A 12,940-nucleotide genomic window follows, 5' to 3' on the forward strand; every position below is an offset into this window, starting at 1 on the left:
ACAATAGCTGTATCTCAAGGTGTTTAAGCTTCGTTATAAAGTGTTTTTGTTTTATATCAGTATGTATCACATTTTATTAATCATCCCCGTACAGCTTGTATTATTTGCTGTATAGATCGCTGAAAAATATTCTGCTGTTGTCATAATAATCTAGAGTGTTTTGTTTTTTTAGAGATGCATTTATGGATAAATCCATGAAAATTCTCATTGTGGATGACTTTTCCACGATGAGAAAAATTGAAAGAAAGATTCTAAATGAACTGGGGTTTGAAAACGTGGCCGAAGCCGATGACGGCAGTACAGCGCTGCCTCTGCTGGAGAACGGTGATTTTGATTTCGTAATAACAGACTGGTACATGCAGGACATGCAGGGATATGATTTACTGGTGGCTATCAGACAGAATCCGAAACTTAGCAGAATACCGGTTATGATGGTTACGGCCAAAGTCGAACAGGAAGAACTCGTAAAGGCTGCCAAAGCGGGATTGAACGGTTTTATAGTTAAACCGTTTACCGCCGAAGCATTGCAGGCAAAGATGCAGAGAATTTTTGAAAGAATCGGTAAATAGTTACATTTGAGTTTTGGTAACTTCATAAAGGTGTGGGTATGGCTTTAGATGGAGTTGATCAGGAAATCCTTGAGGATTTTCTAGTAGAAGCCGGAGAAATCATTGACAATTTAGCTACTCAGCTTGTTGATCTTGAAAAGACTCCCGAGGATAAGGATTTATTGAATTCCATTTTCAGAGGATTTCATACGGTCAAGGGTGGCGCCGGTTTTTTGGGACTGACTGATCTGGTTAACGTATGTCACGGAGCTGAAAGCGTGTTTGATGCTCTGCGCAAGGACACCTGTAAAGTATCTCCTGCTCTGATGGATGTCGTACTGCAGGCTTATGACTGCATATGCAATATGTTTACCCAGCTTAAGGAAGGCAATATGCCTGTAATTCCTTATCCCGACATCATAGACAGACTTCATGGAATAGTAGAAGGCGGAAACGCAGAGACTGCTTCATCTCAGGCATCATCTGAAAACAAAACACCTGAGGCAACATCAGAGCCGGCACTGCCTGAAATAATACTGGCTGAAAATCCTTCTGCAAAGGATCATGAGTTTTCTGATGACGATTTCGAAAATCTGCTCAATTCTCTCCAGTGCGGCGACACAGAGGTTCCGTCATCCGGTTCATCAGACACCACAAAAACAGAAAATAAACCGACTGAAACCACCGTACAGGCTGCCGACAGTTCATCTCACGAATTCACCGATGATGATTTTGAGGCTCTTCTGGATTCTCTTAACGGAGGAGAGGCTCCGCTGGGTAATGATGCTCAGGATGCTGTCAAAGCTTCCGGAAACGGTCATGAAGTCAAGGATCCGGTGGATGACGACTTTGAGGCCATGCTGGCATCGGCCGAAGCCAAACCGATATCAATTCCTGAACTCAGAAATCTGGACAGGGAGCCTATGACGGTTTCCGCAAAAGAAGCGCCAAAGGCTCAGAACGGAGACAGTAAAAACGAGTCTGCTCTGGTTTCAAAAAAAGAATCAGCGGACAGCGGGGCATCCACGGATTTTTCAGATGACGATTTTGAAAATCTGCTGGATTCTCTATACGGAAAGAACGGAGATCCATCAGTTGGACAGGGAACCGAAAAAACATCTTCAGTTTCAGCTCCGGCCGTGAAACCTGCCGCACCTGCTTCAGAACAGAAGTCAAAGGCTGAAATCAAAGCTGCTTCGACTCCGGTTTTAAAACCAGAAGAGAAAAAGGGTTCGTCAGGAACACCGGTGAAATCCACTTCATCAGCAGTTAAGACGGAACAGAGCAAGACAGCAGACGACAAGAATCATGAACCTCATGCGGTTGGCGGCAGCGGAGCTGTAGCGGACACAACTGTTCGAGTTGACGTAAAGATCATGGATGACATCATGAATATGGTCGGTGAACTCGTGCTTGTGAGAAACCGTCTGCTTAGTCTCGGCGGAGCTCACGATAATCTTCTTGCTCATTATGAGGAAGTTCAGAAGGCCATTGCCAATCTGAATCTGATAACCGGTGATATTCAGGGACTTGTTATGAAAACACGCATGCAGCCGATTAAGCGTGTGTTCAGCAGATTTCCGAGGGTTGTAAGAGATCTTGCCAGAAACCTGAATAAGGAAATCGAACTGGTTACCGAAGGTGAAGAGACCGATCTGGATAAGAATCTTGTTGATTCTCTTGCCGATCTGATGATTCATCTCGTCAGAAATTCCTGTGACCACGGTATTGAACCTCCGGACGTTCGCGTCAAGGCAGGTAAGCCAAGACTCGGCAGGATTACGTTAAGTGCTTCCCAGCAGGGTGATCATGTACTGCTTAAAGTCATTGACGACGGTTACGGCATGGATCCTGAGGTTATCAAGAAGACGGCAATAAAACAGGGAATTCTTGATCCTGAAAGAGCTAAAACCATGACGGCGGAAGAGTCGTACAATCTGATTTTTGTTCCGGGATTCTCCACAAAATCATCCGTTTCCGACATATCCGGTCGCGGTGTGGGCATGGATGTGGTAAAGACCAATATTGCCAAACTTAACGGTTCCTTTACCATATATTCACGAAAGGGTAGCGGTACTACCATTGAGATCAAGGTTCCTCTGACTCTGGCTATTCTGCCAACCATGATGGTCATGGTTGGAAATCAGAATTTTGCCCTGCCTCTGAGTTCCATCAATGAAATTTTTTATCTGAAGCTTGATGATGTGAATAACCTTGACGGGCAGAAGACTATTGTAATCAGAGAAAAAGCCTATCCGCTTTTCTATCTGCAGGACTGGCTGATAAGAGACAAGTCTAAGGTAACTCATCCTTCAGAAGCTCCGGTAATCATGGTTCACAGTGCCGGAGGTGCTGATAATCTTGTGGCATTCGTGGTTGATGACCTGATTGGACAGGAAGAAGTGGTAATCAAGCCTCTGGATGTCCTGCTGAGAGGCGTTCCGGGGATTGCAGGCTCTGCCATTACTTCGCAAGGCGGCATTTCTCTGATTATAGATATTCCGGGACTGCTGCGTTCATACGCCGGCAAGTTCGTGAACAACATGTACCGGGCAAAACTGGCATAGTATAAGTAGAATAATTTAATAAATATTGAGAGGACGTATAATTCATTCTGTTGTGATTTATGCGTTGAGGTATGAGTGTAAAAGTTTTAATAGTAGATGATTCATTCTTTTTCAGAAAGCGACTTTCGGAAGCTATCGACGGTAAAAAGGGGATAGAGGTAGTCGGTTTTGCCTCTAATGGTCGAGAGGCCATTGAGCTTGTGGAAAAACTCCGCCCGGACGTGGTAACTCTGGATGTGGAAATGCCTGAAGTCAACGGACTGGATGCCTTAAAAACAATAATGAAAAAGGATCCGGTTCCGGTGCTTATGTTTTCATCTCTGACTGCTTCCGGAACAAAGGCGACAATCAGTGCCCTGGAATACGGAGCCCTTGATTTTCTGCCTAAAAATTTCAATGATCTTGCCGATCGCAAGACTGATGTTCTTGAAATTGTAACCAATAAGATACTTGCTCTTAGCAGAGCTCAGCATCTGGCGATGATAAAGTCTGTTTCTCACGGTATAGCTTCATCATCAAAGTCCGTGAAATTCGGCAGTGACGCCGGGCTGCTCTCAGATTCTCCGTCAGCTTCAGGTAAATACCGTGCAGACGTGTCAAAGCATAACGACTCCGTGCCTCGTTCAAGAACAACCGTGGCCGGTACAAGAAACTCCGTTTACGGAGATACGGAAAAAGCACATTCGGTTACCGGCTCCGTTCGTGACGACGGCAGGACGGTAGTGCCCCGAAAACCTTATTCAAACGACTTTAAAACTTTGACCAAACAGATTACGCGTAACATCAATGACCTGTCTGAAAATATCAGCCTAAGAAAAAAAGTGTCAGCTGACAGGGATCTTTATGACAAGGAAACCAAAAATGTTGCTGGAGATGTCGGGCAGCGCGAGAACAGAGCTGTTTCCGATATGAAATGGCGTGATGTTTCTTCTCAGGTTATCGACAAGGATATTCGTCAGCAGGAAAGTTTTAAGAAGAGTCAGAGTGACTTTCATAATTTCCAGAGATCCTTTAATGAAGACGGTAAGACCAAGGGGCAGGCACATGTAAGCTCATTTACATCAAAGATTGCTCCAAGCTTTTCGGATGCAAAGAAAGCAGTCGTGAGCAGTGGTGGTTCCGGTGAGAGTTCCGGTGATGAAATATCTTCCATCATCGGTGTGAATGATGATCAGCCGTTTGTCAGTCAGAGAATATTTGATGACGGAAAGAAGTCCGGGGAAAACGGCAGTAAATCAGAAGAATATTCAATTGTCGTCATAGGGGCATCAACCGGAGGTCCGGCTGCACTGTTTGAAATGATTGGAAAGTTTCCGGCCGATTTTCCGGTGCCGATTCTCATTGTTCAGCATATGCCTCAGAACTTTACCAAGGCCTTTGCTGAAAGACTTAATAAAATGAGTAAAATCAAAGTTTGTGAAGCACATGATAATCAGGAGCTTGTGGCCGGCTGTGTTTTTGTGGCGCCCGGAGGAATGCAGACCCTGGTGGCAAAGAATAACAACGGCAAACATATCCTGATGATAAAGAAAAGTCCTTCAGAACTGTATTACAGACCATGTATAGACGTAACTCTCGGCAGTGTCGCCAAATGCTACAGCAACAGGGTTCTCAGCGTGGTCATGACAGGTATGGGAGCTGACGGAACCAGAGGTTCCGGAATACTTCGTTCCGTAGGAGCATCAGTATGGGCTCAGAGTGAGAATTCATGCGTGATATACGGTATGCCTAAATCAGTTATAGAGGCCGGGTATGCTGACAGAATTGTGGAACTGGATGATATGTCCAGAGAAATAATTGAAGAAGTCTGCGGCAGATAGACTATGGATTATAAGCAGAGAGTGTTTTAGTTGATATGATTGTTTGGACTATTGCAAATCAGAAAGGTGGTGTGGGAAAAACCACATCAGCAATAACCATTGCCGGTATTCTGGCATCAGAAGGCAAAAGAGTTCTTCTTCTTGATACCGACCCTCATGCGTCCCTTACCGCGTGTTTCGGGTATGATTCGGACGAACTTGAACATACGATGCTTGATCTGTTTACCGATAATGATTATTCCTATGCCGGCATAAAAGAAACTATAATAAGCACTGACGTGGAAAACATAAGTATTATCGGCGGTTCCATAGCTCTGGCCACCCTTGATAAAACACTGAACAGGGACGGTGTGGGGCTTATTCTTAAAAAATCACTGCAGCAGCTGGATAAGGATTTTGACGTGGCCCTGATTGACTGTCCTCCGGTTCTCGGCGTCATGATGGTTAACGCTCTGGCTGCCAGTTCAATGATACTTGTGCCTACCCAGACAGAATTTTTGGCACTCAAAGGTCTTGAGAGAATGATGAAGACCTTTGAAATACTCAGAGGCACCAAGGCTGACGAAATGAATTACGTAATCGTTCCTACCATGTATGACAGACGAACCAAGGCTTCAAACCAGAGCCTTGAGTCCATCAGACATAATTATGCCGAGAGAGTATGGCGTGGAGTTATTCCTATTGATACAAGATTCCGTGATGCCAGTGAAAGACATCTGCCGGCATCAAAACTTTATCCTCATTCGAGAGGTGTTGAAGCATACAGGATGCTGATCGCTGATTTGCTTGCCGGAGGCGGTAGAGGTAAATGAGTCGATTAGATCAGCATGAGGCAATGGTGAATTATTTTAATTCACTGCTGACAGATCCATCAGAACAGGCCCAGCCTAAAAAAGCTGAGAAGGTCAGGGAAAGCTCGTCACAGAAGGAGGTGCTGGAAAAAACCTTCAACAGTGAAAGTCTGTCCAGAATGCTGGAGAATATCACATCCGAGGTTCTTGCCGCTCCGGTTTCCGAAAATTCTGAACCGGCCGCGAAGGTGACTGAGGCTGTTACTGAAGCAGTCAGTGAAAAGACTGAAACTGCAGTTGAGAATGAAGTTTCTGAACCTGAAAATGTAATTCAGACGGCCGTGGAGAATGAACAAGCCGTAAAGACAGATACCGTACAGGAAACAGCACCCGTGCATGAGGAGGCTGCTGATACCGAGGAGACGCAGGAGTCAGTTCTGCAGACCGGGGAACAGGAGCTGAAGAGCGAACGCTGGTGCAATATTGAAACCGACAGTGAATTTTCGGCACTCCTGTTCAAGGTGGCTGGTATTCTGCTTGCCGTTCCTCTTTTTTCACTCGGAGGCATATTCAAGCCCGTGAAAATCGACAAACTGTTCGGCAAGCCTGAATGGTATGCCGGAATGACCTGTATTCAGAAACAGAACGTATCTGTAGTTGATACGGCGAAGTGGATGCTTCCAGGAAAGGAAATAGTGGCTCACGAATATAATTTCGTCATTCTTTTGAAGAGCAAGGAATGGTGTCTGCAGTGCGATGAACTTGTAGGTACCAAAACGATAAAAAGAGAAGACGTGAAGTGGAGGGTTCTGCACGGCGACAGACCTTGGCTTGCCGGAATTCTGAAAAAGGAAATGTGCGCTCTTCTCCATGTTACCGAACTGGAAAAGATGCTGTCAAAAGGGCAGGATATATACATGAATCAGCCACAGAAAAACTTTGAACGTCATTAAATCGTCCGATTCGTCTGAAAAACCGGACATCGTGAGGTGTTAATCTCTTTTGGAACAGATTATGTCAGCTGAGCATAAAACACCGCTGATGTACGCTTTGTTTGTAAAATTCACCTTATCCGAGCCTGAAGTCCGCCCGCATTCCCTTTTTTTGTTGAATCAGTCATAGACTGATGTTTTCTTTTTAAAAATTGCATGGTGAATTGATTTCTTTATGTTATGTTTAAATCATGATGATTTAACAGGAGACAGCCATTATGATGGAGAACGAAGTTAAGCAGCAGGAAAAGAAAAAGGTTGATGAAGTATTGCGCTGGGTTACTTTTCAGCTGGATAAGGAAGTATACGGCGTGAACGTAATGCAGGTGCAGGAAGTTCTACGTTACACAGACATCGCTCCTGTTCCCGGTGCTCCTGCTTATGTTCTGGGCATAATAAATCTTCGCGGCAATGTGGTAACCATTATCGATACCAGACTTCGTTTCGGTCTCAGTCCGGCTGAAGTAACGGATAATACAAGAATAATTATCATAGAGGTAGATAAGCAGGTTGTAGGCATTCTGGTCGATAAGGTATCTGAAGTCGTTGATTTGTATCAGCACGAAATAGATCCGGCTCCGAATGTCGGTACTGATGCCAATTCAAAATTCATCAAGGGCGTATGTTACAGAAACGACTGCCTGATGATTCTCATTGATCTTGAAAAACTGCTCACTGATGATGAATGGCAGGAAATCAGCAATATCAGCTGATTAGAGAAAAAGGTGTAATAAATAGATGTTGGTTAATACAGACAGATATAAATAGTATATTTGTCTGTAGTTAAAACAGTATAGTATTTATTACATAAAAATAATAAATTATATATATTGTCGTTTTTTTGTACTTTTTTCACATATTTTTTAAATATGTGTGGATAAGTTCGTGATTTTACGTTACTATATTATTATGAAATCGTTATCAATTATGTGGTAACGGTTTATCTCTTCATAATAATATGATATTTGGTAATATAAATTGAGAGTTTATGAAATTACCAGCGGATATAAAGACCACCATTATATCCGCTTTTTATTTGCCAAAAATAAAAATGATATATAAAAATATATCAATAGTATATCTTAAATAATTTGTTTTTTATACTTAAGTACTTCTTCTTTTATTTTATAAATTATTACGGAATCCCTCATTTTATTAATATTCGTGATAACTCAGGTAATGGCGGGTGCTTTCAAAAAAATCATAAAGAGAAAAATTTCAGACAAAACATAATTCATTATGAAAAGGAAGGCTGATTTTCATGACGGTTGTGTTGAGTCGGTCCGCAAGGTTTTCTGCTGAAGCAAAATAATATGCAGTGTTCTGTAAACACTGTTATAATTCCATAATACGATAAGATTTCAATCCGTGAAGGTATTAAAGGGATTCCTTAATAAATGAATACTATATCTGAAGTACGCTGTTCAATTAACGAAATAGATTCCGAAATTTTACGTCTGCTGGCTAAACGCAAAGAACTTGATATAAAGATGGCAGATCTCAAATACAGTCAGGGGCTTCCGGTTCGCGAAACCAGAGAAAACGAACAGAGCATGCAGAAGCTGATGGATGCCGGCATGGAGCTGAATCTTTCTCCGGATTTTGTAGACAGTGTTTTCAGAACGGTTTTTGCCAATTCATTATCTCAGCAGATTTCATACATCCAGGGAATTGTGGGGATAAATCATCAGCTCAACAGAAAACTGAAAGTTTCTTTTTTAGGTAATGTAGGTACTTATTCATATCTTGCAACCTACAAGTATTTCAATTCCATCTGTGACTACATTCAGCCGAAGAACTGTACCACCTTTGATGATATCATCAGTGCCGTGGAAACCGGTGAATGTGACTGTGGCGTTCTGCCTATTGAAAATACTTCTTCCGGATGCATCAATGAAGTTTATGACCTGCTGCAGAAATCAAACGTTAAAATCATAGGAGAGCTGACTTATCCGATTGAACACACCATTCTGGTGAAGCAGGATACCGATTTATCAAAAATAAAGACCCTGTATGCGCATCCGCAGCCTTTCAGTCAGTGTTCCGACTGGCTGCATGCCAATCTGCCTGATGTTGAATTAAAAGCATGTTCTTCCTCATCTGAGGCGATGGATACCGTCAGAAAGCTGGATCGTGATGACTGCGCCGCAATAGGATGCAGAGAAGCCGGAGCCTTATATTCATTAAAGGCTATTCACGGCAATATAGCCAACCAGAAACGCAACATAACCCGTTTTATCGTTATCAGCATGAGCAATATTATCGTTCCTCCTGATATCGAGGCCAAGACTTCAATTACCTTTACCACTGAAAATACTCCTGGTTCTCTGGTGAGAGTTCTCAACGTGTTCAGCAGTCACAATATCAACGTGGTTAAACTGCAGTCAAGACCTAGAATTCAGAATAATCTCGATAATGAACCCAGAGGCGTGTGGGATGAAACCTTCTATGCCGATATCCTGATTAACGTCAATACACCTCTGATGACAGGTCTCATGGCTGAACTGAGACAGGTTACCGGTTCAATAAGAGTTCTCGGCTGTTATGCCGCAAGTGATGCTACAGGAAGATAAACTTTCGGGATCATACAGGAACCATGAATAATTCCGGCTGTTGCCGGAATTTTTTTGTCTGCTTTTTTTCAGTTATCTGGAGATTTGACTGAATTTTTCTGAAATATAAAAAAAACCATCACATTACAAAATGTGATGGTTGAAATTAATGAAGAAACACATGACTCCATAGGAAACTTAATGGAGAAAACACAGGTATGATAACCTTTTCATAACCAATTGCAAATAAGACTACATGTTTTTTGCATTAGCTGTCACAAAATAATGAATGAGCTGTATGTTATTTATTCAGAGTTGTTCTGATTGTTGAAATAATGAGCATTTCAGATATCTGAATACATATGAAAAGGAAAACAACAGTGGTTGTATACGTTTTACTGAATGAAAAAGGGACCCTGATGAGTCCCTTTGACAGTATCCGTTCGGAAAAGTGATTACTTGCAGGTAACGTTTACAAAGGTACCTGAAAGAGCCGGAGCGGTAATCACATTCTTTTTAACTGAACCGCCGAACAGGGATTTCATGGTACAGCCAGAGCTGAGACCAAGCTTGGCCCATACGTTATCATCGATGGTAACCTGACGTTCACCGGTACCGGTATTCATCACATAGATTACCTTGTCGTTCTTGTACTGCTTGAAATCTGCGTAGATTGAGTGATCACTGAACAGATGTACTCTCTTGCCGTGAGACAGGGCAGGGTGTGAGTCTCTGAGTTTCAGTACTGCCGCAACGGAATTCTTGAGCTTCTTTTCGTCTGCTGAAAGCTTGTTAACATGTCCGTCAGTTCTTGAAACGTGGTCATCGCACTGATGTTTTTCGATACAGTTCTTAGGCTTCTGACTGAATCCCTTGAGATCATCACCGGTTTCATCGCCGTAGTATATGGTTAAAGGACCGGACATGGCGGAGAGGAAGCTTATGGCAGCCAGATGGGCGTCATAGTAGCTCTGTCCGTTCTTTCCGTCTTCTTCAAGTTTTGCTCTCTGGAGAAGATCACCGAAACGAACGGTGTCATGGTTGGTGATGAAGTTGTTTAAAATTGACGCCTTGTTGTATCCTCTCATCTTGCTGAGGATTTCATCGTTAAGAGACTGAGCTGGAACACGGCAGTTGCCTGAAGTGAAAGGATCTTCTCTTGTAGCCAGAACCTTGGTAAGCTGACTGCGGAGAGGGAAGTTAAAGGCACTGCTTACACCATCGTTTACGAATACGTTCTTTTCGATTTCCTTTGGATTGTCTGTCCAGATTTCTGCAAGAGTATAGCCGAGAGGCAGGGTTCTCTTTGAACCGAGTACATAGGTATTACTCTTCTTTGCTGATTCTTCTTCAACGGCTTCGCGAATCTGCTTCCACTGTTCAGGGGTGAGCTGATATGCCTGGTCAAGTCTCCAGCCGTCGATCTTTGCTTCCCTGATCCAGTAGGTGGCTACTTCCTTAAGAAAATCCATTGATTCATCAACCTTGAAGCAGGTGCCTGCCTTCAATGTCATTTTGTCATCATGTCCTGTAATGTCGCGGCACATTCTGCTGAGAACCAGTTTGTTGCCGTTTGGACTTTCGGTCTTTACGTTAACTTTTGCATGACCGAATACACCGTCGAGGAATACGTACATTCCCTTGGAATGGGCAGCATTAACGAGTTTCTTTAAATCGGTCTTGGTACCGAATCTAGGATCAATTGAGAAGTAATCGGAGGTAAAGTAGCCGGTTCCGTCAAGGAAATCGTCTGAAGTCTGCTGATTCTCCATCTTGGTTGTGGTGAAAATAGGGGTTAACCAGATGGCATTTGCACCGGTTGACTTGATGTAGTCGAGGTTGTCGATAATGCCTTTGAGGTTACCCTGATGACTGCTTGGACCATAGGATACGCCTACGCCTTGAGCTCCTTTTTTACCGTGCATGAAGCTTTCAACCATGATCTGATAGATTCTGAGATCGCAGAATCTGCTGTCCCCGTTGAAGCAGCCCTTATTGTCATTGGTAGTCAGGTTCAGATTTTTGGCAGAAATTTCCACCGGCTGTGTTGAACCGCTTCTGGTACAGTTTATGGTATCAGGATTATTTTCCTGCTGCCATGCGAATTTTTTTGGAGCTCCTGAGGTTGAATTACATCCTGCAACAAGAAGTGCCCCGAGAACGGTGGTAGCGATTATTGATTGTTTTATCATTAGCGTATTCCTTTTATGTCCATTATTATATTTTTCATTTTCACGTGTTCTTGCACATAGTGCATGAATGTTTCCTTCCGTTCTTTATTGTCTTATGGATGAACCGAAGAAAATGATACATGCGAATAAATGACAGTGTATTTATAAACAAAAAATTACCTGAGGAACAGGTAATTTTTTTTATGCATATAAAAACGTTCAGATTGTAACTGTTTATGAAAAATTTTAGGTTGTTACAGTTCAAATTATTAGATAATTATGTGATTAATGACATGTTATGAAAAGGCGGAATGCGTCCGCCTTTATAAGGATTGGCGCAGTACGGAAAATATGACCTACGAAGACTTGGGAGCCGGGTACAGAGCTCCCATTATTTCAGGTTCGGAGGAACCTGTTATTCCTGTCATGTCGATTTTTTCCCTGTTTATGAATTTGTATCCCAGCCAGGCAAATGCCATGGCTTCAAGATAATCAGGATCCACTCCGATTTCTCTGATGCCGGCGACTTTAAGATGACCGCTTCTGCCAGCATGGAATGCTATTCGTTCCATGAGATGGCTGTTGTGACAACCGCCGCCGCAGACATATATTTCACCTTTTTCTCCGAATAAATCAATGCCCTGAACAATCGTTACGGCAGTGAGTTCAGTTACTGTTGCCAGCATGTCGTCAGGACACAGGTTCTGAAGTATTGAGCTTCGATTGAGATAATCACCGTTGAAAAGCTCGCGTCCGGTGGATTTCGGAGGCTTAGCCTTAAAGTATGGTTCATCGAGAAGTTCTTCAAGGGCTTCAGCACTGACGGTACCGCGGGAAGCATGTTCTCCGCTGAAATCGCTCGGCTGATTCAGGTATTTCCGCGCAAGCAGATCAATCATGGTGTTGCCGGGGCCTGTGTCGAATCCGGATACATTATGTCCTGGAATCAGTACGGATACGTTGGATATGCCGCCTATGTTTACGATGTATCTTGGAGTGTCCGGACTGGCACATATTTCCTGGTGAAAAGCAGGCACCAGCGGAGCCCCCTGACCGCCGAGAGCAAGATCCATGGATCTGAAGTCGCAGGTCACGTCAATTCCGGTAAGTGCCGCCAGCAGGGCGTGATTGCCCAGCTGAACCGAAAACCCGTTTTCAGGTTCATGACGGACGGTCTGACCGTGAGAGGCTATGGCGGTGATGTCCTCGGGAGTCAGCTTCTGCCTGATGAGCAGTTCCCTGATTCCTTCCGCAGCAGCCTGTGCATAACGGCATCCGAACATTCCCGCCCTGTGAATTTCATTTTCTCCGGGAGTGCACAGGGCATTTATCGCTTTTCTGTCCTCTTCAGACCATTTCTTTTCAAGTGCGGCCACCAGTCTTATTCTGCCGCCTTTCTGAAAATCCACCAATGCCACGTCAATCGCGTCAGCGCTGGTTCCTGACATAAGTCCTATGTATAAAGCCATTGTTACTCCGTGAGGCTGAGGTCTGTCAGA

The 12,940-nt window shown here is 43.5% G+C and carries 9 protein-coding genes; 7 read left to right on the top strand and 2 right to left on the bottom strand.

Annotation, left to right across the window (positions count from 1 at the left end; translation table 11 throughout):
- Window positions 1–182 precede the first annotated feature (182 nt).
- The 7 genes from T489_RS0103220 to T489_RS0103255 all read left to right on the top strand — a co-directional run bounded on the left by T489_RS0103220 (window position 183) and on the right by T489_RS0103255 (window position 9,291).
- On the top strand, window positions 183–569 hold the full coding sequence (locus tag T489_RS0103220; protein ID WP_037318568.1) for a response regulator: 387 nt from the start codon (window positions 183–185) through the stop codon (window positions 567–569).
- 38 nt (window positions 570–607) lie between these two features.
- Window positions 608–3,115 (top strand): chemotaxis protein CheA, encoded by a 2,508-nt coding sequence (locus T489_RS0103225; RefSeq protein ID WP_051621750.1) that lies wholly within the window; start codon window positions 608–610, stop codon window positions 3,113–3,115.
- Between the two features lie 71 nt (window positions 3,116–3,186).
- Window positions 3,187–4,935, top strand: coding sequence for a chemotaxis protein CheB (locus T489_RS15685; RefSeq protein WP_051621751.1), 1,749 nt, complete (start codon window positions 3,187–3,189; stop codon window positions 4,933–4,935).
- A gap of 35 nt (window positions 4,936–4,970) precedes the next feature.
- The gene (locus T489_RS0103240; RefSeq protein ID WP_031578609.1) at window positions 4,971–5,747 is read left to right on the top strand and encodes a ParA family protein; all 777 of its coding nucleotides are present in this window, start codon (window positions 4,971–4,973) and stop codon (window positions 5,745–5,747) included.
- Window positions 5,744–6,679, top strand: coding sequence for a chemotaxis protein CheW (locus T489_RS14085; protein WP_051621752.1), 936 nt, complete (start codon window positions 5,744–5,746; stop codon window positions 6,677–6,679). Before T489_RS0103240 ends, T489_RS14085 begins: the two co-directional genes overlap by 4 nt.
- A 260-nt stretch (window positions 6,680–6,939) precedes the next feature.
- Window positions 6,940–7,431, top strand: coding sequence for a chemotaxis protein CheW (locus T489_RS0103250; protein ID WP_051621757.1), 492 nt, complete (start codon window positions 6,940–6,942; stop codon window positions 7,429–7,431).
- Between the two features lie 684 nt (window positions 7,432–8,115).
- Entirely contained in the window at window positions 8,116–9,291 is a 1,176-nt protein-coding gene (locus T489_RS0103255) for a bifunctional chorismate mutase/prephenate dehydratase (protein WP_031578612.1), read from the top strand.
- Between the two features lie 434 nt (window positions 9,292–9,725).
- On the opposite strand, the gene T489_RS0103260 is transcribed toward T489_RS0103255, so the two are convergent.
- Both T489_RS0103260 and T489_RS0103265 read right to left on the bottom strand, forming a co-directional pair.
- Window positions 9,726–11,462 (bottom strand): alpha-amylase family glycosyl hydrolase, encoded by a 1,737-nt coding sequence (locus tag T489_RS0103260; RefSeq protein WP_051621753.1) that lies wholly within the window; start codon window positions 11,460–11,462, stop codon window positions 9,726–9,728.
- 335 nt (window positions 11,463–11,797) lie between these two features.
- Window positions 11,798–12,910 (bottom strand): anhydro-N-acetylmuramic acid kinase, encoded by a 1,113-nt coding sequence (locus tag T489_RS0103265; protein WP_031578614.1) that lies wholly within the window; start codon window positions 12,908–12,910, stop codon window positions 11,798–11,800.
- Between the last annotated feature and the right edge of the window lie 30 nt (window positions 12,911–12,940).

Origin of the sequence: Ruminobacter sp. RM87, from assembly GCF_000701925.1 — a bacterium.
GTDB classification, from domain to species: Bacteria; Pseudomonadota; Gammaproteobacteria; order Enterobacterales; family Succinivibrionaceae; genus Ruminobacter; species Ruminobacter amylophilus.